Annotated in this window: 27 protein-coding genes and 1 other RNA gene; 14 read left to right on the top strand and 14 right to left on the bottom strand. The window is 63.1% G+C overall.

Translation table 11 applies throughout. From position 1 onward, the window contains the following. The first annotated feature begins 81 nt into the window (after positions 1-81). Complete coding sequence (locus FJ426_RS19335; RefSeq protein ID WP_140559541.1) at positions 82-561, top strand: Lrp/AsnC family transcriptional regulator; 480 nt, start codon at positions 82-84, stop codon at positions 559-561. Positions 562-612: 51 nt separating this feature from the next. Here FJ426_RS19335 and FJ426_RS19330 read toward each other — a convergent pair whose 3' ends face one another. Together FJ426_RS19330 and FJ426_RS19325 are read right to left on the bottom strand one after the other, a co-directional pair. Next, complete coding sequence (locus FJ426_RS19330) at positions 613-810, bottom strand: hypothetical protein (RefSeq protein ID WP_140495286.1); 198 nt, start codon at positions 808-810, stop codon at positions 613-615. 147 nt (positions 811-957) lie between these two features. Continuing rightward, on the bottom strand, positions 958-1,443 hold the full coding sequence (locus FJ426_RS19325; protein ID WP_140559542.1) for a thioesterase family protein: 486 nt from the start codon (positions 1,441-1,443) through the stop codon (positions 958-960). Between the two features lie 215 nt (positions 1,444-1,658). On the opposite strand from FJ426_RS19325, the gene FJ426_RS19320 reads away from it, so the two are divergent. Continuing rightward, the gene (locus FJ426_RS19320; protein WP_140559543.1) at positions 1,659-3,086 is read left to right on the top strand and encodes an FAD-linked oxidase C-terminal domain-containing protein; all 1,428 of its coding nucleotides are present in this window, start codon (positions 1,659-1,661) and stop codon (positions 3,084-3,086) included. Between the two features lie 87 nt (positions 3,087-3,173). Further along, complete coding sequence (locus FJ426_RS19315; protein WP_140559544.1) at positions 3,174-3,695, top strand: hypothetical protein; 522 nt, start codon at positions 3,174-3,176, stop codon at positions 3,693-3,695. A 68-nt stretch (positions 3,696-3,763) separates the two neighbouring features. Here FJ426_RS19315 and FJ426_RS19310 read toward each other — a convergent pair whose 3' ends face one another. Next, positions 3,764-4,747: a Dyp-type peroxidase gene (locus FJ426_RS19310; RefSeq protein WP_140557568.1), complete on the bottom strand. Its 984-nt coding sequence runs from the start codon at positions 4,745-4,747 to the stop codon at positions 3,764-3,766. A gap of 224 nt (positions 4,748-4,971) precedes the next feature. Here FJ426_RS19310 and FJ426_RS19305 point away from each other — a divergent pair, with 224 nt between their 5' ends. Beyond that, on the top strand, positions 4,972-8,841 hold the full coding sequence (locus FJ426_RS19305; protein ID WP_140559545.1) for an AsmA family protein: 3,870 nt from the start codon (positions 4,972-4,974) through the stop codon (positions 8,839-8,841). 75 nt (positions 8,842-8,916) lie between these two features. On the opposite strand, the gene FJ426_RS19300 is transcribed toward FJ426_RS19305, so the two are convergent. The 4 genes from FJ426_RS19300 to FJ426_RS19285 form a co-directional block, all read right to left on the bottom strand. Beyond that, positions 8,917-9,804 (bottom strand): sigma-70 family RNA polymerase sigma factor, encoded by an 888-nt coding sequence (locus FJ426_RS19300; protein ID WP_140557572.1) that lies wholly within the window; start codon positions 9,802-9,804, stop codon positions 8,917-8,919. A gap of 33 nt (positions 9,805-9,837) precedes the next feature. After that, positions 9,838-10,143: a hypothetical protein gene (locus tag FJ426_RS19295; RefSeq protein WP_140495300.1), complete on the bottom strand. Its 306-nt coding sequence runs from the start codon at positions 10,141-10,143 to the stop codon at positions 9,838-9,840. A 267-nt stretch (positions 10,144-10,410) separates the two neighbouring features. After that, entirely contained in the window at positions 10,411-10,656 is a 246-nt protein-coding gene (locus FJ426_RS19290; RefSeq protein ID WP_140495302.1) for a DUF982 domain-containing protein, read from the bottom strand. A gap of 14 nt (positions 10,657-10,670) precedes the next feature. Next, positions 10,671-11,141 carry a MarR family winged helix-turn-helix transcriptional regulator gene (locus tag FJ426_RS19285; RefSeq protein WP_140516535.1) on the bottom strand — a complete coding sequence of 157 codons (471 nt, stop codon included), beginning with the start codon at positions 11,139-11,141 and terminating at the stop codon, positions 10,671-10,673. A 148-nt stretch (positions 11,142-11,289) separates the two neighbouring features. On the opposite strand from FJ426_RS19285, the gene FJ426_RS19280 reads away from it, so the two are divergent. Then, positions 11,290-13,083: a chloride channel protein gene (locus tag FJ426_RS19280; protein WP_140557573.1), complete on the top strand. Its 1,794-nt coding sequence runs from the start codon at positions 11,290-11,292 to the stop codon at positions 13,081-13,083. Positions 13,084-13,095: 12 nt separating this feature from the next. Here FJ426_RS19280 and FJ426_RS19275 read toward each other — a convergent pair whose 3' ends face one another. The 4 genes from FJ426_RS19275 to FJ426_RS19260 all read right to left on the bottom strand — a co-directional run bounded on the left by FJ426_RS19275 (position 13,096) and on the right by FJ426_RS19260 (position 14,909). Beyond that, on the bottom strand, positions 13,096-13,317 hold the full coding sequence (locus FJ426_RS19275) for a ribbon-helix-helix domain-containing protein (protein WP_140495308.1): 222 nt from the start codon (positions 13,315-13,317) through the stop codon (positions 13,096-13,098). 7 nt (positions 13,318-13,324) lie between these two features. Next, positions 13,325-13,522 (bottom strand): DUF4169 family protein, encoded by a 198-nt coding sequence (locus tag FJ426_RS19270; protein ID WP_140495310.1) that lies wholly within the window; start codon positions 13,520-13,522, stop codon positions 13,325-13,327. 18 nt (positions 13,523-13,540) lie between these two features. Next, entirely contained in the window at positions 13,541-14,074 is a 534-nt protein-coding gene (locus tag FJ426_RS19265) for an SspB family protein (protein ID WP_140495312.1), read from the bottom strand. A 145-nt stretch (positions 14,075-14,219) separates the two neighbouring features. Next, the gene (locus FJ426_RS19260) at positions 14,220-14,909 is read right to left on the bottom strand and encodes a TetR/AcrR family transcriptional regulator (protein WP_140521179.1); all 690 of its coding nucleotides are present in this window, start codon (positions 14,907-14,909) and stop codon (positions 14,220-14,222) included. Positions 14,910-15,095: 186 nt separating this feature from the next. Here FJ426_RS19260 and FJ426_RS19255 point away from each other — a divergent pair, with 186 nt between their 5' ends. Then, entirely contained in the window at positions 15,096-16,301 is a 1,206-nt protein-coding gene (locus FJ426_RS19255; protein ID WP_140516527.1) for a multidrug effflux MFS transporter, read from the top strand. 46 nt (positions 16,302-16,347) lie between these two features. Here the strand turns inward: FJ426_RS19255 and FJ426_RS19250 are convergent, their stop codons facing one another. Further along, positions 16,348-16,899 carry an AAA family ATPase gene (locus tag FJ426_RS19250; protein WP_140495318.1) on the bottom strand — a complete coding sequence of 184 codons (552 nt, stop codon included), beginning with the start codon at positions 16,897-16,899 and terminating at the stop codon, positions 16,348-16,350. A 117-nt stretch (positions 16,900-17,016) separates the two neighbouring features. Beyond that, positions 17,017-17,377: a transfer-messenger RNA gene (gene ssrA, locus FJ426_RS19245) on the bottom strand. Between the two features lie 168 nt (positions 17,378-17,545). Between ssrA and FJ426_RS19240 the strand changes: the two genes are divergently transcribed. The 6 genes from FJ426_RS19240 to FJ426_RS19215 all read left to right on the top strand — a co-directional run bounded on the left by FJ426_RS19240 (position 17,546) and on the right by FJ426_RS19215 (position 22,742). Continuing rightward, the gene (locus FJ426_RS19240; RefSeq protein WP_140559546.1) at positions 17,546-17,857 is read left to right on the top strand and encodes a DUF2853 family protein; all 312 of its coding nucleotides are present in this window, start codon (positions 17,546-17,548) and stop codon (positions 17,855-17,857) included. A gap of 303 nt (positions 17,858-18,160) precedes the next feature. After that, positions 18,161-18,955, top strand: coding sequence for a thymidylate synthase (locus FJ426_RS19235; protein WP_140557590.1), 795 nt, complete (start codon positions 18,161-18,163; stop codon positions 18,953-18,955). Between the two features lie 729 nt (positions 18,956-19,684). Continuing rightward, positions 19,685-20,479 carry a molybdate ABC transporter substrate-binding protein gene (gene modA, locus FJ426_RS19230; RefSeq protein WP_140559667.1) on the top strand — a complete coding sequence of 265 codons (795 nt, stop codon included), beginning with the start codon at positions 19,685-19,687 and terminating at the stop codon, positions 20,477-20,479. A 15-nt stretch (positions 20,480-20,494) separates the two neighbouring features. Beyond that, positions 20,495-21,199: a molybdate ABC transporter permease subunit gene (gene modB / locus FJ426_RS19225; protein ID WP_140495324.1), complete on the top strand. Its 705-nt coding sequence runs from the start codon at positions 20,495-20,497 to the stop codon at positions 21,197-21,199. After that, positions 21,196-22,308 (top strand): molybdenum ABC transporter ATP-binding protein, encoded by a 1,113-nt coding sequence (gene modC, locus FJ426_RS19220; RefSeq protein WP_140559547.1) that lies wholly within the window; start codon positions 21,196-21,198, stop codon positions 22,306-22,308. The genes modB and modC overlap by 4 nt, the downstream gene beginning before the upstream one ends. A 92-nt stretch (positions 22,309-22,400) precedes the next feature. Further along, a complete protein-coding gene (locus FJ426_RS19215) occupies positions 22,401-22,742 on the top strand; it encodes a winged helix-turn-helix domain-containing protein (protein WP_140559548.1) in 342 nt (113 codons plus the stop codon). 135 nt (positions 22,743-22,877) lie between these two features. Here the strand turns inward: FJ426_RS19215 and cobF are convergent, their stop codons facing one another. Beyond that, positions 22,878-23,642, bottom strand: a complete 765-nt coding sequence (gene cobF, locus FJ426_RS19210; RefSeq protein ID WP_140559549.1) for a precorrin-6A synthase (deacetylating) — start codon at positions 23,640-23,642, stop codon at positions 22,878-22,880. 124 nt (positions 23,643-23,766) lie between these two features. Between cobF and FJ426_RS19205 the strand changes: the two genes are divergently transcribed. Together FJ426_RS19205 and FJ426_RS19200 are read left to right on the top strand one after the other, a co-directional pair. Beyond that, positions 23,767-24,777, top strand: coding sequence for a DUF4424 domain-containing protein (locus FJ426_RS19205; protein ID WP_140559550.1), 1,011 nt, complete (start codon positions 23,767-23,769; stop codon positions 24,775-24,777). Next, positions 24,777-25,295 carry a dihydrofolate reductase gene (locus tag FJ426_RS19200; protein ID WP_140559551.1) on the top strand — a complete coding sequence of 173 codons (519 nt, stop codon included), beginning with the start codon at positions 24,777-24,779 and terminating at the stop codon, positions 25,293-25,295. Before FJ426_RS19205 ends, FJ426_RS19200 begins: the two co-directional genes overlap by 1 nt. The last annotated feature ends 140 nt before the right edge of the window (positions 25,296-25,435 follow it).

Below are 25,435 nucleotides of genomic sequence, written 5' to 3'. Positions count from 1 at the left end.
TATCGCAGGTATTTTTCCCATCTAATATGGGTGATGATTGTTCAATGACCTCGATCGCTTTCCAGATGCAAGGAATTTTTGATGAAACACCTTCGAAACCAAAATATCGATCTCGATGCGGTCGATCTGAAGATCCTGCGCCTGCTGGAAAAAGATGCGCGCGCCAGCACGGCCGAACTGGCGCGCGCCGTCGGCCTGTCGGCGCCGAGCGTATCCGAGCGCATCAAGCAGCTTCAGGAGAGCGGCGTCATCGAAGCCTATTGCGTGCGGATCAATCCGGCGGCGCTTGGCCTGAACCTGTCGGCATGGCTGCGCATCAGGCCGGTGCCGGGGCAGCTCGCCGTCGTGGCCGAGATCATCCGCGACCTGCCCGAGATCGCGCAATGCGACCGGGTAACCGGCGAGGACTGTTTCATCGCGCTGGCGCATGTCGGCTCAATGGCCGAACTCGAACGGGTGATCGACCGCATCATTCCCTACGCGATGACCAACACGGCGATCATCCAGTCATCGCCGGTGGCGGCGCGCTCGCCGCTGGCGGCGATCAGGCGGCAGGGTTGAGGTCAAACCCCTGGAATGTCGTCAATGGAAGTGGCCGCTCTACCCGCAGCGTCAGGCGTGGCCGCGCTTCATGCGGGCCTGCTTAAGGATGACGCGCCAGCGGATCATGTCGAAGGGGATCGGCTCATTGTTGTTGGCGATGTGGAAGATCTCGTTGTTGACGTTCTTCAGCGAGCGCCAGAAATCATAGTCGGTAATGCGCGGATCGGCGGCGAGCCTGTCCACCTCGACTTTGATATCGGTTTTCATGCACGTCCCCCGAATCGGCTATGCCCCGCCGCCCGTGTCGCTACTTCGATGCGGATCGTTTTCGAACGGCCCGCTGAGTCGCGCAACGGTCCAATCGGCTTGTTCCCGTTAAAACCTCGGTAAGGTTAACGCGGGCCCCGGGCGGGTTCAAGCCGTCTTGCGTTTGATGCCGATCGAGCGGCCTGCGCGTTCGGGCATCGGCAAGGCTGCGTGAGCGGCGCGCATCGCTTCGATCTTGGCCAGCACGTCGGCGGGGATGGGGGCTACCTTGGGCCCGGACATGTCGACATGCAGTGCAAGCTGCTCGGACGTGGCGGCGAGCCAGCCGTCGGCATGGCGGATTTCCTGGTAGAACCGCAGCCGCTTCTCGTCATGGTCGATGAGTTGGAAGGAAACTGTGACCTTGTGGTCGAGATGCAGTTCCTGCACGTAGCAGACATGGACTTCGGCGGTGTAGATGGTGAGGCGGCGGTTCTTGACATAGTCCAGCCCCATGCCCATCGCCTCAAAGGCTTCATCCGAACAGCGGTCGAACAGGACGTTGTAGTAGGCCATGTTGAGATGGCCGTTATAATCGATCCAGTCCTTCTCGATAGCCATTGGCTGAGAAACAAAAGGGGCGGGGATCGGCATGGCAATTTCCTTGTTCTGGTGCTGGACAGAGCGTGGTTGTAAGAGCGGTTCATCGTTTCACGGAAACGTCGGACCGCCTCTTTGATACAATTCCCCAGGGAAAGCGCTAGGCGCTTTTCCGGGGAAAACCGCTTCACACTTTTCCTGGAATTGCGTTAGGCATCATCCATAAATGCATGACAAGCATGGACACTGGTCCATTCGCGGAGGAATTCATGGCCCTGAGCGACCTCAATCCGATCGAGCGCAACGAAGAAGGCATCGCCGCCGTGCTCGGCATCCTCAAGCAGCGGTTTGGCGAGCGCTTTCAGACCGGCCAGGCGGTTCGCTCCCAGCATGCGCATACGACAACCTACATCCCGACGCAGGCGCCGGACGGCGTCGTCTTCCCGGAAACGACCGCCGAGGTACAGGAGATCGTGCGCGCCTGCGCCGCGCACCGCGTGCCGGTGATCGCCTTCGGCGTCGGCTCCTCGCTCGAAGGCCACACCAACGCGCCGGGCGGCGGCATCTCGGTCGACACTTCCCGGATGAACCGGATCCTCTCGGTCAATCCGCAGGATCTCGACTGCACGGTCGAGCCCGGGGTGACTCGCGAGGATCTCAACCGGCATCTGCGCGACACCGGCCTGTTTTTTCCAATCGATCCCGGCGCCAATGCCTCGCTGGGCGGCATGGCGGCGACACGGGCCTCAGGCACCAACGCGGTGCGCTACGGTACGATGCGCGAGAACGTGCTATCGCTGACGGCCGTCATGGCCGATGGCGAGGCGGTGACCACTGGCAAGCGGGCAAAAAAGAGCTCGGCCGGCTATGACCTGACACGGCTGCTGGTCGGCTCGGAAGGCACGCTCGGCATCATCACCTCGCTGACCTTGAGGCTGCAAGGGATTCCGCAGGCGATTTCCGGTGGTGTCTGCCCGTTTCCGAGCGTCGAAGCGGCTTGCAACGCCGTCATCGCGACGATCCAGATGGGCATTCCGGTGGCGCGCATCGAACTGGTCAACGCGCTGCAGATGCGGGCGATGAAGACATATTCCAAGCTCGACTATCCCGAAAGCCCGTGCCTGTTCGTCGAATTCCATGGCAGTGATGCCGGCGTTGCCGAGCAGGCCGAGACCTTCGGCATGATCGCCGAGGAGAATGGCGGCGGACCGTTCCTGTGGACCAGTGTCGCCGAGGAGCGCACCAAACTTTGGAAGGCCAGACATGACGCCTATTGGTCGTCGCTGACGCTGCGGCCAGGCGCCAAGGGCCTGTCGACCGACGTCTGCGTTCCGATCTCGCGTTTTGCCGAATGCGTCACCGAAACCGAGGCCGATATCGCCGAAATGGGGCTTGTCGCGCCGATCGTCGGCCATGCCGGCGACGGCAATTTCCACGTCCTGGTGCTGATGGACGTGAACGACCCGAAGGAAATCGCGCTGTCGGAAAAGTTCGTGGCGCGGCTCAACATGCGGGCCATCGCCATGGAGGGCACCTGCACCGGCGAGCACGGCATCGGCCAGGGCAAGATCGGCTTCCTGCGCCATGAGCTCGGCCACGGCGTCGACATCATGCGCACGATCAAGCAGGCGCTCGATCCGCTCGATATCATGAACCCGGGCAAGATCCTGCCGGCTGCCGAGCAGGCACCGTCATAGGCTCGTCTTGACCCCACCTCCAATCGGGCCGAGACTCCGCGTGCTGAAGGCCCAGAAGATGGGCGACCCAAGCGGAGAAGTGGTGTCATGGCGATTTCACGCAAGGAAGAAGCGCGCGCGCTGAGTGCCGACGAACACGAGCTGGTGGAGAAATCGCACCATCCGGCGGTCCAGGACCTTTCTGACGCCGATCTGTCCGGCCTCGTCAAACGCCTGCGGGAGCGGCGCGACAAGGCGCAGACCGAGGCGCATCGACGCCGGCGCGAAATCCGGGGCAAGGGCACACCGAAAGGGGCTGTGGCTTCAAAGGCCGACGGCGGCTCGCAGGTGAAGCTTGCGGTGCTGGCGATGGCCATGCGGCGGCTGAATGGCGAGGCCGAACGGCGCCGCCAGTTGACGGCGCGCGTCTCATTGGTCGACAGCGCGCGCAAGGCGCTGGCCCTGAAGCAGAAAGCGCCGACGGATGGTCCAGCGTTCAACGCGCGCACTGCGCACAAGGGCATGCGAGCGGTGGCAAACCAGAGGACGCCGAATCTGGTTCGGCCGGCCGAGCTCGGCCGACAACGCAAGGCGGCCAAGGTGGCGCAGGCAAAGCGCGACGCGCGTTGAATTCGCACAGATGACGCCGATGATCGCGTGCTGATCTCCGCAGCGCGCCGCTTTGCTGTGTGCGTCGTTTACCGAGTGGCCAACTTCCCTGGCGCTGCTTCGGCAAGTACCTGCAGCATCGGCCGTGTCGGCGCGAAGAATGTCGTGCCGGTGTGAGGGGTGGAGAAATCAAGCAGCCGGTCGTAAGCGCCGGGCGGGTCGCCGATATACATGCGCTGCAGCATCTTCTCGATCACCCAGAGATACCTCGAATAGCCGATGAAGTAGGTGCCGAATTCCCGTTGCCCCGGCCGGCCGAAGGGCATGTTGTCGCGCAATATGTCATGTTCGTTACCGTCGGCATCCTCGATGGTGGCGAGCGACTTGTGCGATTTGCGCGGCGCGCCGTCATCATCGATTTCGATGTTGTCGATCTTGGTTCGGCCGATGATCGCCTCCTGCACGGGCGTGGGGATTCGCGCCCACGCCTGGAGATCGTGCAGGTATTTTTGAACGACGACATAGCTGCCGCCGGCAAAATCGGGATCTTCGTCGCCAACGAGCGCCGAGGCGGGCAGATCGAGGCCGGTGGGGTTGGCTGTGCCGTCGACGAAACCGAGCAGGTCGCGGGCATCGAAATAACGGAAGCCCGAGACTTCGTCGACGACGGTCACGCCGGGACCAAGCCTGTCCAGCAGGATACGCTCGAACTCGAAGCACATGTCGGGCCGCTCGGAGCGGATATGGAAGAGAAGGTCGCCCGGCGTAGTGGGCGCGGCGTGAACCGCTCCCGTTATCGGCGCGAACCGCTTCAACTCCGCCGGCCGCCGGCCGGGGCTGAGCCGATCCCAGAGGTCGTGGCCGATCCCGGCAATGCACGACAGGCGGCCGCCGAGGTCGCGGAACCCGACAGTCTTGACCAGGTCGTCAAGGTCGCCGAGCACGGAACAAACCCTTGCGAGAACCGGCTGTTCATCGGCTATGGTGACGACAAGGAAAATCGCTGATTGCGAAAGCGGCGCGTCGACGCTCTGCGCATCGATCGGCACACGGTCCCAGTTCTTCCCCGACATCCCCAATTCTCCGCTTTTCCAGGATTGTTTCAGACGATCCCGGATCGGAAAACGCCGCGACCGGAACAGGGCGAGGACGCCCAAAGCAAGGTATCGCGATCAAGAGCGACCGCGCAACATCGAACGCCGTCCATGGTTGTCGCCGACGACGATCGAATTGCCTCTTTATCGACACGCGGATGCAGGTAGAGTGCGGCTGATTTCAACCAAACCGTTCGGAACTGATGCTCGCACGCCTGTTCGTGATCTTTGGTGGCCTGTTCGTGCTGGTGCTGTGCGCGGCGCTGGTGGGGCCGTATTTTGTCGACTGGTCCGGCTATCGGGCGCAGTTCGAGCGCGAAGCGAGCGCCATTCTCGGCCGCAAGGTGACCGTGCAGGGCGACGCCACGGCGCGCTTGTTGCCGTTTCCGTCGGTAACCTTCTCCAATGTCGCCGTTGCCGGCGGCCCCGCCGGCCAGCCGGCGATGACCGTCGAGACGTTTTCGATGGATGCGGAACTGGCGCCGTTCCTGCGTGGCGAGGTGCTGATTTTCGACATGCGGCTGGTGCGGCCGAAAGCGACGATCGACATCGCCGCCAATGGTACCGTCGACTGGGCGATGCGGCCGTCCTCGCCCTTCAACCTCAACCAGATCTCGATCGAGAAGCTGACGGTGACGGAAGGGCAGATCGAGCTGCGTCATGCCGCCGGCGGACGCAGCCACACCATGTCCGAGATCAATTCGACCATTTCGGCCAAATCGCTGGCGGGCCCGTGGCGCATGGATGGCACGTTGAGGTTCGACGGCCTGCGCACGACGGTTGCCGCCACTACCGGCAAGGCCGAAGCCAACGGCCAGATGCGGTTTCGGCTCAAGGCCGATCCCGACGCCTATCCGCTGGTCATCGAAACCGACGGCAATGCCGGCATCGTCAACGGAGCCGCCATCTACTCCGGACAGTTCAAGATTTCCGGCGCCGACAAGAACTCAGCCCAGTTGCGGGGCACCGATGGCGAGACGGTGAAGGTCGGTACCGGCAAGTCCGATCCCGGCTTTCGGGTTAACGGCAAATTCGCGCTCGATCACCAGAAGCTCGGCATCGATGAATTCCGCTTCGAGACCGGACCGCTCGACAATCCCTATACCGCCGACGGCAAGGCCTCGATCGATCTCGGCCAGAAGCCGAGCTTCGCCATCGAGGCCAATGGCGCGCAGGTGCAGTTCGACGAGGCCGTGGGTGCGGCAGGCGCCGGCCTGACACTGGATCAGCGCATTGCCGGACTGGAACAGGCTTTGCTCGACCTGCCCAAGCCGACCATTCCCGGAACGGTCGAGGTCAGGTTGCCGGCCGTGGTGGCCGGTGACACCACGGTTCGCGACGTTCATCTTTCCGCCGAGCCGGTCGATGGCGGCTGGTCGGTGAAATCGCTCGCCGCGACACTGCCCGGCCGCGCCACGCTGGAGGCCGACGGCCTGCTCAGCGTCGAGAACCATTTCGGCTTCACCGGTTCGCTGCTGCTGGCGGTGGCGCAGCCTTCCGGCTTCGCTGCCTGGTTGTCCAAGGACGTCGACGAGGCGATCCGGCGTCTGCCCGCCGCCGGCTTCCGGGCTAAAGTCGATCTCTCCGAAAAGCGCCAGGCCTTCAGCGATCTCGAACTGGTCCTGGGCAAAGCGATGTTTTCCGGCCGCATCGATTCCAGCCAGCCCGACGACGCCAGGCCCTCGGTGCTGATGCGGCTGGAAGGCGGCGATCTCGATGTCGACGGGCTAGCGGCCTTCGCTTCGATCTTCATCAGTGACAAGGGCGCCAACCGATTTGCCGACCGCGACCTCGATTTCCAGATCAAGGCGGGACCGGTCAGTGCCGGAGGCTTGACCGCCGACACGGTCGACACCGCGCTCAGGCTGCGCGACGGGCTGCTTGAGATCGACCGGCTGTCGGTGGGCGGGCTGGCTGGCGCGTCGATCAGCGCCACAGGCCGGATCAAGGATTTCCCAGCGAGCCCGACCGGCAAGCTTGACGCCTCCGTGGTCGCCGTCGACCTGAAGCCGCTGATAGACGTGGCGGCGCAGCACTATGCCGACAATGCCGTGCTCAAGGGACTGGCAAGCCGCGCCGCTGCTTATCCCGACCTGTTCCAGGACTCGCGCGTCGATCTTGTGGTGAGTGCTGCCGACAATGGCGACGGCACAACAGGGCTTGCTGTGAGCGGGCAAGGCAAGGCCGGCGGATCGTCCTTTTCCGCCTCGCTGTCGGGGAAGGGAGCGGTCGACAAGCTTCTTGAAGCGCCTGTGGCGCTGACCTTCAATGCCAGGAACCCCGACGCCACAGCGCTGCTGGCACTTTACGGCTTGCCGGCACTGCCGCTCGGCATGCTCGGCGAGGCAAGCACCGACATCCAGGCCAAGGGCACGCTGGGCGGCGGCCTGGCGACGAGCTTCAGCCTTGCCGGCAACGACTTCAACGCCGGTTTCGACGGCACCGTAGCCGACACGCCCCAAGGTCCGGTCGCGAAGGGCAAGGTCAGCCTCGATGCGGCCGACATCGAGCCCTGGCTGATGACATCGGGCATAGGCCTGCCGGGCATGGGGACAGGCACGTCGACGTCGCTCACCGCGCAGGCCGATTACGGCAACGGCCTACTGGTGCTCTCCGGCCTCAACGCCGCCATCAACGAAGCTGCGGTGTCGGGTGACGTGAACATCGACGTCAAGGAGGGGATTGACGGCAAGGATGGCGTGCCGCATCTGGCCGGCTCGCTGGCGCTCGACGAACTTGATCTCGACCCGATGGCGGTGGCGCTGTTCGGCGATTCCGCGTTCACGGACAAGAGCGGAGACAATAAAGGCGGTGTGTGGCCGTCGGCCCCGTTCAGCCAGAAATCCAGCCTTCCATTCACGGCCGATCTCGACTTGACCACGGCTTCCCTTGCCGCAGGGCCATTCGCGACCGCCTATGACGCGGCCTTGTCGCTGAAGCTCGACCAGGAAGGCATCCGCGTGTCCGATCTCAAGGCGAAATTCCTTGGCGGTGCGCTGACCGGCCTGTTCGAATTGAAAAACAATGACGGCACTGGGCTTTTCACCGGCCAGATGAAGCTCGCGGACGCCGATCTGCCAGCCGTGCTGCCGGATGCCGGCATCGGCGGCAAGGGGGATGTCTCCGCGGCGTTTTCGACAAGCGGCAAATCGGTCGACGCGATGATCGCCGCTCTGTCGGGTTCGGGCACGGCGGCGCTGAAGGGCGTCACGGTCGCCGGCGTCAATCCCAATGCGTTCAGCACCTTCCTCGCCAAGGCCGACGCGATCGGCCGCGATATCGATGCAGCCAAGACCGCCGGCTTCGCGCCCGCTATCGCGGCAGATGGCAGTTTCGCGGCAAAGGATACCGACATCGCCTTCACCATTGCAGGTGGCACGCTGCGAGCGCCGCCGATCAGCCTCGAAAATCCTTCGGCGACCTTGTCCGCCGACATCACGGCGGACCTCAATGCCGATACGGTCTCCGCCAAGGGCGCGGTCACCTACCGGCCCGGCGACGAAGCGCTCGTCGGTTCCGAACCGGCGATGAATTTCAGCGTCGAGGGGCCGTTCGGCGCCGTCAAACGGCAGTTCGACAGCGAACCGCTGGCGCAGTTCCTGACGCAGCGCGCGCTGGAGAAGGAGCAGCAGCGGGTCGAGGCGATGCAGGCCGCGTTGCTGGAGAAGCAGCGGCTGCGGCGCGAGGTGCGCTATTACGCTGCGTTGCAGGACCAGCGCGACAAGGCGGCCGAGGAGCTGCGACAGCAGGAGGAGGCGGCGCGGCTGAAGGCCGAGGCCGACGCCAAGGCGAAAGCCGAGGCGGAAGCTCAGGCGCAGGCCGAAGCAGAGGCCAGGGCCAAGGCGGATGCCGAGGCAAAAGTCAAAGCCGAGGCGGATGCCAAGGCAAAGGCCGAGGAGGCGATGCGGACCTCCTCGCAGGAGAAGGCAAGGCTGGAAGCAGAGCGCAAGGGCGCCGAGCAGACGCCGAACCCGGAACCGGCGGCACCGCCGGTGGCCAATGACAATCCGCCTCCGGCCAAACCGCAGTTCAATCCGTCTACGATCGACAATTTGCTGAAGTCTTTGCAGTAGGGCAGTAGGGCAGTAGGGCAGTAGGGCAGTAGGCAGTAGGCAGTAGGCAGTAGGCAGGGGATTTCCCTCGATCGTTCAAATAACGAGCAGTTCGGCGCTGTCGGCGACGTAGCGGGCGTGACGAAAATCGCGGATGGCGGCAAGCTTGCCCTCCTGCCAGACAAGCAGGATGAAATAGGCTGGTCGCGCAGCCGGATCGTTGCCGTCGTGAACGAGGACCACCGGCCTGTCCTCGACGAATCCCGGCACGAAACGCCAATCGCGGAGGCGGGAATAGTTGTGGAAATAGGTGGCCACTTCCTTGGGTCCGGTAAACCGCGTCCTGGCCACCAGCTCCAGGCGAACTTCATCGGCGAGCATGTCGCGCACGGCGTCGAAATCACGGGCGTTGAAGCGATCGATATAGGCTTCGAGCAACAGGCGTTCGGAGACGCCCAACCTGGGAACCGGCCGATCCTCGGGCTCGGCGGCGAGCTGGCGCAAGCGGCCGCGGCCACGATGCAGCGCCGCCTTGACGGCCGGGACGCTGGTGTCCAGCGCGGCGCTGATCTCTTGCAGCGAATAACCCAGAACGTCCATCATGATGACGCTGCTGCGCTGCGCGACGGGCAGGCGCATGAAGGTGTGCAGGCCGGCGGCAGCGGCCTGACGGTCGAAGGTGGCGTTGGCCGGGTCGACGATCATGTCCGGATCCTCATCGGAAAAGGCCTTTTCGCGGGCTCGCCGGCGCAGAAAATCGAGTGCCGTGTTGTGCGCGATGCGGAACAGCCAGCCCTCCGGATTTGCGATCTGGCCGGCGTTCGGCAAAGCCTCGAACGCCTTGGCCAGCGCTTCCTGCAACACGTCCTCGCCGTCGAAGACGGAACCCGTCATGCGCGCGCAATAGCGGTGCAGCTTTGGGCGCAAGTCCCCAAGCAGGCGTTCGATGAGCGCGCGGTGCTCGCCAGGAATGAGGATGTTCATACGCCCGCCGTTCTCCACATCGCTTGACCGCGCCTAGTGGTCCAGCATCCGGTAACTGCCCACTACCGTCATCGCCTCGCGATGCGGAGGCTCGATGCAGCGATCCCTGATGCCGTTCTGAAAAGTCGCGAATGCCGCTAGCCCCGGAAGGGTGCCGGCCTGCTCCTCGGTTGCCGCCTCGACCAGATGGAAGAAGGTACCGTCGCCGGACCGCCATGTCATGTAGCGAAACCCTTCGGGCGATTTATCCCGCAATTCCTGGAACACGGCCTTGACCAGCCGCTCGTTCTCGTCGACCAGCTCCGGTTTGGTCCTGTAACGTATCAAATGGTGTTTCATCTTGTCTGTTCCTTTGCCGGCCCTGCACCTTGCAGGTCGCTCATGTCCGAGACGAAGCGGCGGAGCCAAAGGATTCGGGGTTTCCGGAATTTTTTTATGCGGCCCCTTATGTCCCATCTTCCCGATGGTAGCCGGGCTTCGCAAAAGTTGAATGGACGACGGCGCGTTGCTGACGGCTGTCGCGATCTCATCGTGCGCTCACCGTCGATCGAGGACGGTATGTCGGGCCTGTGGTTGGGCCAACAACGCCCAGGCCATGCGCGGCAGTTATTCGACCAGAATGCGCGCTTCCCTCGCGGCTTCGACAAAAGCATCCCTGGCGGTATCGGCCGATACGCCGCCGTTCATGGCCTGTCGGCACGCCCGCAGCGCAGCCTTATGCTTGATGCTTCCCGCATCGCGCCAGTGATTGGTAAGAAGGTCGAGAGCTTGTTCGGCATTGGACAGATTTCGAACGTCGCCAGTAACGCCTGTGGAAACCGGGACTGCCTTGGAAAACCAGATGTTGTACATGGCATAGCCTCCATTCAGCTAGGTTGCGAAACTTGTCTCTGGAGCGTGTCGCGGTCCTTTCGGGCGAGCACGCTCCTCAGCATGGGTTCGATGCGCGAAAGCTCGTCGAGATGCACGGCCGACAAGTCGGCGAGGCAGGCATCGGCCCGCTCGGTCAGTTGCAGCAGCACCTTGCGCTGGTCGTCCTTGTCCTGATCCCTGACGATCAGCCCGGCCTCGCACAGGCGGTTGACCAGTTCGACGGCGCTATGATGACGGATGCGCAAGCGTTCGGCGAGGTCGCCGATGGCTACCGGGCCTCCGCCCGGAAAACCCTTGATGGCGAGCAGTGCCTGATGCTGGCGCGATGTCAGACCGGCGTCTTCGGCCTGTAGCTGGCTGAATTCCAGGAAGCGGCGGATCAGATAGCGGAACTCCGACAGCCGCTGGTAGTCGGCCTGGCTGATGGCGGGGCGGGGTTTTTGCGGATGCGACATATCAGACATGTGTTGTCATTCCAGCCAAAGCTCAAACGATTTCGGGCCAAGTCCGCTTGAATATTTATATCGTATTACGATACATAGCCGCCGGCAAAGCCGTTTTGACGGTTTGCCGATCCTCCAACAGCGACACGCCACGGAAAGCAGGCAGGCAATGAAGACCGAACAGGGCAGTCCCGGACATCTGCGCGATTTCACCACCGACGCCAGGGTGTTGCTGATCGCTGGCATCGCGGTGGTGGTGGCGACGGCCGCGCTGTTTGCCGGCATCATCCTGCTGAAATTGATCCGGCTCGCCACCAACGTCGCCTATTTCGGTCAATTCACGCTCGCCGATCTGAGGCTGGAGGACACGCCGCTTGGCTATGCCGCCGTCGCCGTGCCGGTGATCGGCGCACTCATTATCGGCCTGATGGCGCGCTACGGCAGCGAGAAAATCCGTGGCCACGGCATTCCAGAAGCGATCGAAGCGATCCTGCTCGGGCGCTCGCGGCTGGACGCCAAGGTCGCAGTGCTGAAGCCGCTGTCGTCGGCGATCTCGATCGGCTCCGGTGGACCGTTCGGCGCCGAGGGCCCAATCATCATGACCGGCGGCGCCATCGGCTCGCTGATCGCGCAGATGCTGCCGGTCAGCGACAATGAGCGCAAGACGCTGCTGGTGGCGGGCGCTGCCGCGGGCATGACCACCGTGTTCGGAACGCCGATCGCCGCCATCATGCTGGCGGTGGAACTGCTTCTGTTCGAGTGGACGCCGCGCAGCTTCATTCCGGTGGCGGTGGCTGCCATCGTGGCGGAGGTCGAGCGCACCATGCTGCACATGCCGGGACCGATCTTTCCGTTTCAGGGCGGCATGGCGATTTCCTTTGCCGGTCTTGGCGGCTGGGTCCTGATCGGCGTTGCCGCCGGCCTCCTGTCTGCCTTGCTGACGCAGATGGTCTATGCCTGCGAGGACGGTTTCCAGAAGCTGCCGATCCACTGGATGTGGTGGCCGATGCTCGGCGGCCTCGTCGTCGGCATTGGCGGCTTGATCGAGCCGCAGGCGCTCGGCGTCGGCTACGACAACATATCCAGCATGCTGGACGGCCGTACGATCGCGACGGCGGCACTCCTGTTGTTGGTGGTGAAAGCCGTCATCTGGTCCGTGGCGTTGGGCTCGGGAACGTCGGGCGGCGTGCTGGCGCCACTGCTGATCATGGGCGGCGCGATGGGCGCGGTGCTCGCCGGCTTCCTGCCGGCGGCCGATCCCGGCTTCTGGGCGCTGCTGGCGATGGCGGCGACCATGGGTGGCACGATGCGCGCGCCGCTGACGGCGACCTTCTTCGCGGTCGAATTGACCGGCAACACGCATGTGCTGGTGCCGCTGATCGCGGCCTGCGCCGCCGCCCATGCGGTGACGGTGCTTTTGATGAAACGTTCCATCCTGACCGAGAAGATCGCCAGGCGAGGGCATCATCTGGTGCGCGAATACCGGGTCGATCCGTTCGCGCTGACCAGGGTGCATGAAGTGATGACCACGCAGGTCCAGAGCGTGCCGGCGACGATGACGCTGCATGGCGCAGCGGCATTCCTGACCGCGCCGGAGACGCGTCATCCGAGCTTCCCGGTCATTGACGGCAACAGGCAGGTGCTCGGCCTCATCGATCCACCGGCGATTCTGCGCTGGCGGCGTGCCGGCAAGCACCGGACGACGACGCTCGGCGACTTGCTGGCCGGCAGCAAGGTGACGCTTGCCTATCCCGATGAATATCTGGAAGGCCTGTCGGACAAGCTCCTGACGGCCAACGTGTCGCATCTGCCGGTCGTGGCACGCGACGACGGAACGCTGGTCGGTTACGTCGGCTGGAAGGACCTGATGCGCGTCAGATCCAGGAAGCAGGCGGAAGAGCGCGATCGCACGGCCCTCCTGGGGTTCGGCACCCGCCGCGGGAAACAGGAAGGCACTGCCTGACGGAGCCAGGCGTCAGGCGCGGCCGCGCTTCGCCCAGGCCAGTACATGGATCCGGAGCGCCGAGGACAGATTGGTGTCACGCGGCCGGTTTTCGTCGACTTCCGCGACCAGCGCGGCAAGGGTCAGATTGCGCGCGGCGGCGATGGCGACAAGGTCGTCAAAAAACGGCTTTTCGAGCGAATAGCTGGTGCGGTGGCCACGGATCGTCACCGAGCGTTTTTCGACCGGGCTCACCTGGAGCTCATTTGGGGTCCGGATCGGGCGACGGTTGACGCCGATGGCCCGCGACGAAGAACTCGGCCTTTTCGGCAACCAGGCGGTCGCGTTCCTTCTCTGCCCCGGAGCGGCCGTACAGGGCGCGGTTCTGGCTGGCAGTGCGTTCCTTCTCCAGCCTTGCCTTCTGCTTGCGAGCCTGGCGCAGATTGACGATGTCGGCCATGACGCGCGACCCGAAGGCTTATTTCTTGCGGAAGGCGTCGAGCGAGACGACTTCGGCGCCCTTGGCGGCATCGGCATCGGCCGCCTTCTTCTCGGGTTCGGCGGCCTTCTTCTCAGCCTTCGGCTTTTTCTCGGAGACGATGGCGAGCGGTTCGGACGCCGGCTGGGAAGCTGGCTCGTCATCTGACTGGCCTTCGGTCTTGACGTCGAATTCGAGTTCGAAGTTAACCGACGGATCGTAGAAGCCGCGCACCGCCGAGAACGGGATTTCGAGTTTTTCCGGCACGTCCGAGAAGGAGAGCCCGACCTCGAAACCGGTCTCGGTGACCTTCAGGTCCCAATACTGGAACTGGATGACGATGGTCATCTGCTCCGGATAGCGCTCGCGCAGCCGCGAAGACACGCGCACGCCCGGCGCGCCGGTCAGGAAGGTGATGAAGAAATGATGGTTGCCGGGGAGGCCGGTGCGCGCGACCTCGGCCAGGACCTTGCGCATGACGCCGCGCAACGCCTCCTGGGCCAGAATGTCATAGCGGATGTGGTCGTCGGCCATGTGGCGGTCGGGTTCCGTTGAATCGTCCGCATAGCTGTAATCAAGCTTGAGCGCGGCGTAAACCGCATATAGACCGCCGCCGCGAGGAAGCGAGGACGATTGCCGAGATTTGATCGCGGAAGCCGGCTTGCGTCACCCGCAAATGTCACGCGTTGGCAAGCGCGGCGTGTTTCTTGACGCCGGTCGGGGAGGGGCGCTTGCCGAAAGCGCGCAGGAAGGTGCGCACGCCATTTGTCGCCGATTGCACGACCTCGTCCTCGGCCGGGGTGCCGCCGAGCATGAAGGTCGTCTGCAATTCAGCATTGACGAGGCCGAGGAACTGCCGCGCCGCGACGTCGGGGTCGTCGATCGCGAGGTAACCGCCATAGGCAAGGCGGGCGAAGCGGGCGGCGATTGCCGGCCATGTCCTGCCAGGACCCTGTTCGCGCCATTCGGCGAACAGTTCGGGGTAGCGCTCGCCTTCGGTCTGGATCAGCTTGCGCAGGAATTTTCCGTCGCGGTTGCAGATGCAGTTCTGGTTCAGGCGCACGGCAAAGCCGATCAGATCCGCTTCCAGATCCCTCGGCTGGTCCGGGAACGTGGCGATGGTGGCGAAGATGCCGGCATTGCAGCGCTCGGTGAGATCGCGGACTACGGCGATGAAGAGCTTTTCCTTGTCGCCATGGTGGTTGTAGACGGTCTGGCGCGAGACACCCGCCTCGGCGGCGATCAGGTCGATATTGGCGCCGGCAAAGCCCTCGCGGCAGAACACGGAAGCGGCTGCGTCGACCACCGAGATGCGCTTGGCCTCGTGGCTGCGTGGCGGGAAACTGTCAGGAGAAACACCCGGTCTCATGAAAATCTATATAGAGGTGATTGACGATTTAGACAAGACTGTCTAAATTTGTGGACACGCTATAAGGGGTTCACCTCTGGACAGGCGAACAATTCGCTCTCGGAGAGTCGGAATCCCACGGGATCGAACGTCCTGGGGTCAGACGTCGCCTTGCGGCGGCAACCAGATTCGAAAGAAGCCAACATCATGAGTCCCAAATTCCTCCGCATCGCGGTCGTGCTCGGCCTGTTGTCCGCCATCGGGCCCTTCGCCATCGATATGTATCTGCCCGCATTGCCCTCGATCGGCGCGGATCTCAACGCCGGCACCGCAGCCGTGCAGATGAGCCTTTTGATCTTCTTCCTGTCGATGGGCTTCGGCCAGATCGTCGTCGGGCCGATCTCCGATATGGTCGGACGCAAGCTGCCGCTCTATGGCGGTCTTGCGCTGTTCATGGTCGGCGGCGTCGGTTCGGCATTGGCGCCGACCATCGAATGGCTGATCGCCTTCCGTTTCCTGCAGGGCCTTGGCGCCAGCGCCGGCATGGCCATTCCGCGCGCGATCGTGCGCGACCTGCACACTGGCAACGAAGCCGCCAAGCTGATGTCGTTGCTGATGCTGGTGTTCTCGGTATCGCCGATCCTGGCGCCGCTGACCGGCAGCCAGATCATCGAGAGTTTCGGCTGGCGCGCCGTGTTCTGGACCGTCACGGCCGCAGCGGTGCTGGCAACCATCCTGCTCGCGACCTCGCTCAAGGAGACGCGGCCGGCTGAAGAACGCGCCGGTTCTTCCTTTGGCACCGCCCTTTCAGGCTACCGTTTCCTGATGGGGGACCGCAATTTCCTCGGCCTGGTGGCGATCGCGGGCTTCGGCATTGCGAGCTTCTTCGTCTATCTGTCGAGCTCGTCCTTCATCCTGATCGACCATTACGGCCTGTCGCCTTCGGTCTATAGCGTGTTCTTCTCGATCAATGCCGTCGCCTTCATCGGCATGTCGCAGCTCACCGGCCTGCTTTCCGAGCGTTTCGGGCTCAAGCGGGTGGTGTGGGTGGCGGTGACCGGCTACGCCACGACGATGGTGGCACTGTTCGCTGTCATGGCTTCCGGTGTGGACCGGCTGGATGTGATGGCGGCGCTGCTGTTCGTCGGCTATGGCTTTCTCGGCCTGGTCATTCCGACCACCTCGGTATTGGCCATGGAGGAGCATGGCGAGATCGCGGGCACGGCTTCGGCGCTGATGGGCACGCTGCACTTCGCCATCGGTGCGCTCGCCATGGGTGTCGCGGGCATTTTTTTCGACGGCACGCCGTTGCCGATGGTCGCCGGCATCACGCTCTGCGCGGTGATCTCCTTCACCCTGGCCAAGATCACGCTCGGCCGTTCGCGCGAGGCTGTCGAAGCGCCGGCGGAGTAGGCGATCGCCAATAAATTGAAAGAGGTCGGGCCGATCCCGGCCTTTTTCATGCCAATCCCGTTTCGTCCAGCATGAAGCGCAGCCGTGTCTCGACAGGCGCCAGGGGCAGCCGTACCAGTTCATAACCGAGTTCGGCATAGACGCCGACCAGCGCGTGACAGGTACGCTCGGCTTCGTCGAGCGTTTGCTTGCGTTCTTCATCCTGCGTGAAGATTTCGGGCCAGGGCGGGGCAACGAAGACACGAGGGTTGTAGCGGCAACGCTTCGCTGCGATGCCGACGTGATCGGGCACCGCCAGGCCGCAGAGGCGGAGATAGCCCAGCGTGTCGGGCACGCCACGATCGAAGAAGACCGGTCCTTCCTGTTCGATCGCAGCTTGGTAGGAGCGCATCTCCCAGGACAGCATCAATTCGACGAACAACGTGCGATCGCTCCACGGCAAGGCGGGACCGCCAATGGCGGACTGGTCGCGAATGATGCCGCGTCCGGCCTCGACCGAGGTGGCGAACCCTGCACGGCGCAAGGCTTCGATCAGTGCGGTCTTGCCGGAGCCCGGACCGCCGGTCAGCACGAAGAATCGGTCGGAATTGTTTTGCATTTTTTTACCCATGACGAAGGAGGCACGCGGCTCCACTGCGTCGTCTCCCATGGGCCGAACGAAGTCTGGCCGGCGCGAGCGTGCCGTTGCGCGTGATGCAGATGAAAAAGGGGGAGAAGTGGAGGTTTCTGTTGCCAGGTACCTCCGAACCCCGCCTAGAAGTGCGAACCCCTAGGGCTTGATTTGAAGCTATCGCACTGCATTAAGCAGCGAGACGTGCTTCCGCATAGTTGTCGTTGGCAACTATAAGTTTAGCCCGATGACGGTGGTACAATGCCGGGCAAAAGTACGATCTTTACACCTTCGTCGATCCTATTTCGCCCCCAGCAAAAGCCGCTCCGTCTTCCAGAGCGGTTTTTGGTGGAGGCGCCGGGTACCGCCCCCGGGTCCGAACGGCTTATTTCATCGCCAGTTTATCGCCATAGTCGGTCAAGCCGACGAAGCGAATATAGGGGTCCGTCGCCAGAAATGAAAGACCGCAATGGTGCTTTGTCCCTGTGTCAAAATGCAACGCGGAAGGGTTGACTTGGGAACGGTCTCAACCGAAGCTTTGCCGCGGTGAGGAGTTACCGACCGAGCGCACGAGTTGCGGAGCGCGCCACAGCCCTCATCGATCGGATCCGTGGCGCCGACGAGGGGAATTTTGATGGCCGACTATCTTGCAGACGTGAAGAAATACGACGCCACGGCGAGTGCCGAAATTGTCGAGAAGATCGTCAAGCATCTGGGCATCGCGCTCAGGAACCGCGATTCCTCGCTGGTGTCCTGTACCGATCCCAAAGAACTCGAGCGCGTCCGGGAAAACTGGGTCGGCAAGAAGCTCGGCGTCGCCGATGCGGCGAAGGCAGATGCTGCGATCGAGAAGACCTGCAAGGCGATGGCCGCAGACAACACCAAGAATCGAGTGACTTTTTACTACCTCGTTGCCAAGGACCTGGGAAAGCTCGGTTCGCTCTGAGAATTCCGTGCTCGCGCGGCTGCTGAAGCGCGCCGCTGGTTTGTAACGGGCACGGCTTGTGCTGCCCCTCATCTGGCTGCCGCCATCTTCTCCCCGTATAGAGACGGGGAGAGGAATGCTGTCACCGATGGTTTCGCCAATTGACGGCGTTGCAAGACGGACACCGAGGCTGCGGCCAGTTTGCTTGGATGTCGGCGCAGACGCCGAAACAGTGATGAGGCAAGCGTCGCCTGCGCCGTTTTGATGTGTTCGGCCGCCTGTCTAGCAGCTATAATGCTCGCACAATCGAATCGAGCCGAACCGATGCGCCAGTATCTCGACCTTCTGCAGCACGTGCTGGATCATGGCGCCGACCGCGGCGACCGCACGGGCACGGGCACGCGCTCCGTGTTCGGCTACCAGATGCGCTTCGATCTGGCGCGCGGCTTTCCCGTCACCACCACCAAGAAGCTGCACCTGAAATCGATCATTCATGAGCTTTTGTGGTTCCTGGCCGGCGAAACCAATATCAAATATCTGACCGACCATGGCGTTTCCATCTGGGACGAATGGGCTGACGAGAATGGCGACCTTGGCCCCGTCTATGGCAAGCAGTGGCGTTCCTGGCCGGACGGCCATGGCGGGTCGATCGATCAGATAACCAATCTTGTGAAAGAGATACGCCGCAATCCTCAATCGCGGCGGCTGATCGTTTCGGCCTGGAATCCGGCCGAGGTGGAGGCGATGGCGTTACCGCCATGCCATTGCCTGTTCCAGTTCTACGTCTCGGAAGGCCGGCTTTCCTGCCAGCTTTACCAGCGTTCCGGCGACATCTTCCTCGGCGTTCCGTTCAACATCGCCTCCTACGCCCTGCTGACGCTGATGGTGGCGCAGGTGACCGGCCTGAAGCCCGGTGATTTCGTCCATACGCTCGGCGACGCACATCTTTATTCGAACCATTTCGAGCAGGCGCGCGAGCAGCTGCGGCGCACGCCAAGAACGCTGCCGACCATGTGGATCAACCCTGAAGTGAAGGATCTCTTCGCCTTCCGCTTCGAGGATTTCCGGCTGGAAAACTATGTCGCCGACGCGACGATCAAGGCGCCGATTGCGGTCTGAACCGCCGGCGCAACCTTGCCGACCTGATGTCTCGAGGCCGTGGCGATGGTGGTGCCTCGCCGGTACGTCGTTTTGATATCTTTTCGACAAGATCGGTCGACCTTACCCTCAGGCCAGGAGATTTCCGGGGAGGCGTCCATGCGACTGTCAGCAGCGGTATTTGCGCTCGTCTTTGTCTTCGCTTTCAATGCCCACGCATTTGCCGAGTGCGGGTGTGAATGCATCAACAACAGCATGAAGCCGTTCTGCGACGATCCAGCTGCGAAGCTGCCAAACTGTCCCCGCGCGACTTGCAAGCCCGCTGACGCAGAGGGGAATGACCTTCCCGCAAGCGCCATATCAAGCGAGACGCGGTATGTCTGCAAAGTGCGGATGGTGAAGACGCCGGAAGGCTCGTTTCGACACACACTTATCTGCATTTAGACATTGTCTCGCCTCTCCCAATAGATCACGGCGGCGACAGCTATGTCGCCCAAAAGTGACCGCAGTTTTGGGGGAACGACGCGCTTTAGAAGATTTCAGCCTTGGTTCCGTCGAGGGCAACGGGCGCCGATTTTCTTGTGACGTCTTCGTCTGCCTTTCGCTGTATCCGTGCTGGTCTATCGAGGTCGCGATGACGCCGCGCATTCAATGGCGACGCTGGGCGAAAAACCTTTCCTTGTTATATTCATCCGGATATATCGGATGGCAGGCTTCGAGCAGGCCGGATGCCAACTCAGGGAGAGCTTCATGACGCGCAACGGTTTTGCAGTGGCGGCGGTCGCCATTGGTGGCTTCGCGGCGGCGTGGACGGCAGCAGTGCCGGCGGCGCGCGCGCAAGACGAGGTCGTGGTGTTTGCGGCCGCCAGCCTCAAGGACGCGCTCGACGCGGTCAACAAGGCCTGCGCGGCTGATGTCGGCGAAGCGGCGACCATCTCCTACGCGGCGAGTTCGGCGCTCGCCAAGCAGATCGAAAGCGGCGCGCCGGCGGACGTCTTCATCTCGGCCGATCTCGACTGGATGAAGTATCTTTCCGACAGGAAGCTGACCAAGCCCGATACCGAAGTGAAGCTGCTCGGCAACCAGATCGTGCTGGTGGCGCCGAAGGATTCGGGCGTTGAAGCCAAGATCGAAAAGGGTTTTGATCTGGCCAGACTGGTCGGCGACGGCAAGCTCGCCATGGGCGACCTCAAGGCTGTGCCGGCTGGCAAATACGGCAAGGCCGCGCTTGAATCGCTCGGCGTCTGGTCCTCGGTCGAGGGCAAGGTGGCGCAGGCCGAGAATGTGCGTGCGGCGCTCAAGCTGGTCTCGACGGGCGAAGCGACTCTCGGCATCGTCTACGCCACGGACGCGCATGCCGAAAAGGGCGTCAAGGTGGTTGGTGTTTTCCCCGAGGATTCACATCCGCCGATCATCTATCCGGTTGCCCAAACGGCTGATTCGAAGGACAAGGACACGCCTGCCTTCCTGAAGTGCCTGCGGACGGCAAAGGCATCGGATCTATTCAAGGAGCAGGGTTTCACGGTCCTTGCGCCCGTCAACTAGGATAGCCACCTGCGCATGAACTGGCTGCTGGACCTCACTCCCGACGAATGGAATGCGGTCCGGCTGTCCATCAAGGTGGCGACAGTGGCGATGATCGCCAGCCTGCCGCCGGGCATAGCGATAGCGCTGCTCCTGGCGCGCGGCCGCTTCTGGGGCAAGACGCTGCTCAACGGGCTGGTGCATCTGCCGCTGATCCTGCCGCCCGTGGTGACCGGCTATCTCCTGCTTCTGACCTTCGGCAAGCGCGGGCCGGCCGGCGCATTCCTGGCCGAGCATTTCGGCATCGTCTTTTCCTTTCGCTGGACGGGTGCGGCTCTTGCCTGCGGCGTCATGGGTTTTCCGCTGATGGTGCGGGCGATCCGATTGTCGATCGAGGCCGTCGACCGCAAGATGGAGGCGGCGGCCGGAACGCTCGGCGCCAGCCCGCCATGGGTGTTCGGCACCATCACCTTGCCGCTGATCTTGCCTGGGCTGATCGCCGGCGCCATCCTCTCCTTCGCCAAGGCGATGGGCGAGTTCGGAGCGACGATCACCTTCGTCTCCAACATCCCGAACGAGACGCAGACGCTGCCGTCGGCAATCTACACGTTCACCCAGGTGCCGGGCGGCGATGCCGGCGCGCTTCGGCTGACGCTGATCTCGATCGTCATCTCGATGGCCGCCCTGGTGGCCTCGGAAGTGCTGGCGCGGCGCGTCGGCCGGCGGATGGACATCGAATGACGGTCCTTGTCGACATCCGCCATCGGCTCGGCGATTTCCCGCTCGACATCCGCTTCGAGAGCGCCGGGCGGCTGACGGCGCTGTTCGGGCCCTCTGGCTCGGGCAAGACGACGCTGATCAATATGATTGCCGGGTTGATCCGGCCCGATCAGGGACGCATCGAGATCGATGGGCGTGTGCTGGTCGACACCGCCAAGGGCATTTTCGTGCCGAAGCACAGGCGCCGGATCGGCATGGTGTTCCAGGACGCGCGTCTGTTTCCGCATATGAGCGTGGCGAGCAATTTGCGCTATGGCCGCTGGTTCACGCCGGCGGCGGAGCGTTATGCCGAGATCGACGCCGTCGTCGAATTGCTCGGCATCGAGCCGCTGCTGGCGCGGCGGCCGGCAAAGCTCTCGGGCGGCGAGAGGCAGCGCGTCGCGATCGGCCGGGCGCTGCTCGCCAGCCCCCGGCTGTTGCTGATGGACGAGCCGCTGGCCTCGCTCGACGAGGCGCGCAAGGCCGAAATCCTGCCCTATGTCGAGCGCCTGCGCGACGAGACGAAGATCCCGATCGTCTATGTCAGCCATTCGATCGCCGAGGTGGCGCGGTTGGCGAGCGACGTGGTGATGCTGGCGCGAGGCAAGCTTGCCGCCAGCGGCCCGACCACGGCTGTCATGCAAAGGCTGGACCTTCTGCCGGCGGAGGAGCGCGGCGAGGGCGGCGCGGTGCTGGACACCAGCGTACTGCTGCATGACGAGGTTTTCGGCATGACGGTGCTTGGCTCGAACGCCGGCGAGATACGCGTGCCCAAGCTGGCGGCGACGGTGGGCGCACCGGTGCGCATACGCATTCGCGCGCGCGACGTCATGATCGCCACCGAACAGCCGTCGGGTCTCAGCGCGCTCAACATCCTGGCCGGCACGATCGTCGCGATCAGACCGGGCGAGGGGCCGACGGTCGAGATCGGTATCGACTGCAACGGCGCGACCGTGCTGGCACGGGTCACCGAACAGTCGCGGCAGGTTCTGAAGCTGCGGCTCGGCGGACAGGTCTTCGCCGTGATCAAGACGGTGAGTTTCGACCAGGCAAACACCGGGGGCGGGCTCCCCGCGGAGGCGGATGGCTGAGACGGCGAGTGGGTCTTTGCGCTATATCTATTTGGAATAGCGATGCCGCCAAAGACGCTCTAACATGGCAGGCGTGATCGCGGAGGAAGAAAATGCCGTCGCTGAGCTTGCGGATAAATCTCGACCCCGACGGGCGCATCGGGCCGGGCAAGATCGAATTGCTGGAGCAGATCGCCGCCTTCGGTTCGATCTCGGCCGCCGCGCGCGGCATGGAGATGTCCTACAAGCATGCGTGGGACTTGGTCGAGGACATGAACCGGGTGTTCGGCAAGCCGCTGGTGGCCGCGCAGACCGGCGGCCGCAAGGGCGGCGGCGCACAATTGACGGCGGTGGGCCTGGCCGTGGTCAGCCGTTTCCGCGCCATCGAACGCGCGGCGGCTTCGGCGGCCGCGACGCATATGGAGGCGTTGCAGGCGGAGATTGAGGAGGAGTAGGGCAGTAGGGCAGTAGGGCAGTAGGGCAGTAGGGCAGTAGGGCAGTAGGGCAGACCAACTCGGGCGCGTCGAATTTTTCGTGTGCTTTCTTGTGTTCCGGCTCCTGATGTCTCGTTCACTTACTGCCTTACTGCCCTACTCCCCTACCTTCCTCAGCACGTACGTATCCATGATCCAGCCCTTTTCTCTGCGGGCCTGCTCGCGGATTTTCTCGATTTCGGCGCCGACGTCGCGAAGGCGGCCGGAGACGATGATTTCGTCCGGCGTGCCGAGATAGGCGCCCCATTGGATGAAAAGATCCTGGTCGGCGAGCGTGTTGAAGGCGCATTTGCCGTCAAGCATGACGACGGCGCTGCCGGCATTTTGCGGCATACCTTCTTCCGTCAACCGGCGGCCGGTGGTGATCAGGATGGAATCGCCGATGCGGTTCAGCGCTGTCGCGTGGCTGGCGGCGAGCGCCTGGATGGCGGTGATGCCGGGAATAACCTCCAGTTCGAAGGCGACGTTGCCCCTGAGGCGTACGCGCTCCAGGATGCGCAGCGCGCTGTCGTAGAGCGAGGGGTCGCCCCAGATCAGGAAGGCGCCGCAACCATCCTCGGCGATCTCTTCGCGGATCAGGTCTTCATAGATGGCGGCGATTGCCTCGTGCCAGTCATCGACAGTCGAGCGATAGGAAGGCGCCGGTTCGGCCCGCACGGGCACGTCGAATTCCACGCGGCGTGAATTCGGGTTGGTGACGAAGCGGTCGCAGATGTGACGGCGCAGTTCGGCAAGATCGTTCTTCTTCGCACCCTTGTCGGGGATGAACAGCACGTCGGCCCGATTGAGGCCGTCTATGGCCTGCACGGTCATATGGTCGGGATTGCCGGCGCCGATGCCGATGACGAGAAGCTTGCGCATGAAGCGAACTCCTGCCCGATCGCAACCCTTTAGTCCAGACTGGCGTGGCGCGGATGCGGAAGGGCTTTGAAACGCCACGTTGAAACCGCTAGGGTCATCGCGACATTCTCGCCGAGGGGCTTTCATGTTGCGATATGTTCTGACGGCGGTGCTGGCCTTGTCGGCCGCACCCGCGTTCGCCAATGATTCCGTTGCCGAACTCGGCACCGGCGGCCTGGTGCTGTCGCGCAGCGATGCCGTGGCGATGCAGAGCGAGGACCTCTTCATCTCGCCGGAAAAGGTGACCGTGGATTACGTCTTCCACAACAACACCGATAAGGACGTCGACGCGATCGTCGCCTTCCCAATGCCCGACATCTCCGGCGATCCCGAGGAGATGCCGGCGATCCCCGAAAACCAGAGCGACAATTTCCTTGGCTTCGAGGTGACGATCGACGGCGTGGCGGCAAAGCCTGAGCTCGAGCAGAAGGCGTTCGCGCTCGGCATCGACATCGGTGCCGACCTGAAGGCGCAGAACGTGCCTTTCAACCCATTCGGTGAAGCGGCAAAGGCGGCGCTCGCGAAGCTGCCGCAAACGGTGGCCGACGATTGGGTCACCCGCGGCATCATCATCGAGGACACTGTCGATGACAGCGCTGGCGCGAAGCCCAATTATGCACCGTTCTGGCAATTGCGCTCGACCTATTGGTGGCGCTCGACCTTTCCGGCCAACAAGGACGTCCACGTTTCCCACCGCTACAAACCGAGCGTCGGCGGCACCTCGTCGGTCAGCTTCTTCTACGACGGCAAGTTCCAGGGACAGTACGCCGCCTACAAGTCCCGCTACTGCATGGACGACACCTTCGAGAACGCAGTGCGCAAGGCTGCCAAGAACGACCCCGACGGCTATCCAAAATATTACGAGAGCCGCATCGCCTACATCCTGACCACGGGCGGCAACTGGGCGGCCGGCAGCATCGGCAAGTTCAAGCTGACCGTCGACAAGGGCAATCCCAAAGCCCTGGTCTCGTTCTGCGGCGACAATGTCAGGAAGGTCGGGCCGACGAGTTTCGAGATGACGGCTGAGGACTTCTATCCAGAGCGCGACATCGACATCCTTATCCTCGATCCATCCGACAATGGGAACGGCAACTGATGCACGTGGCAATCTATGTCGCCATCGCCGAGAACGGCGTCATCGGGCGGGACGGGGGGCTGCCCTGGCGGCTTTCCACCGATCTCAAGCGCTTCAAGGCAGACACGATGGGCAAGCCTATCATCATGGGCCGCAAAACCTATGAAGGCATCGGCCGGCCGCTGCCGGGCAGGCTGAACATCGTTGTCACCCGTGACAAGGCTTGGCGCGCCGACGGGGTGGAGGTGGCGCATACGCTCGAGAACGCGATCCAGCTGGCTGATGTGCGTGGGCGCTGCATGAGCGGGGTGAACGAGGTCTGCGTCATCGGCGGCGGCGAAATCTATGCGCAGGCGCTACCGCTAGCCGACCGGCTGCATGTCACCCATGTGCTGGCCGCTGTCGACGGCGACGCGCATTTCCCGCCGATCGATCCGAAACGCTGGCGCGAAGTCAGTTCGCAGGAGATCCCGGTCGGCGAAAAGGACAGCCACGCGACGCGCTATACGGTTTACGAGCGACGCCGCGAGAGCCATTGAAAGAAAAAAGGCGTTTAAAGACGACAAAGGGTCGCGACCGGCCCAAAACCGATGATGCCGGCAGAGCATCGCGTTGAAAGCATGCCGTGGCGTCCCTATAGAAGAACAAGACTGGATTTGCGCCGAAATTCCGGCGCTTG

Origin of the sequence: Mesorhizobium sp. B2-6-4, from assembly GCF_006441495.1 — a bacterium.
Lineage (GTDB): Bacteria > Pseudomonadota > Alphaproteobacteria > Rhizobiales > Rhizobiaceae > Mesorhizobium.
This window is presented reverse-complemented; position numbering and strand designations above follow the sequence as displayed.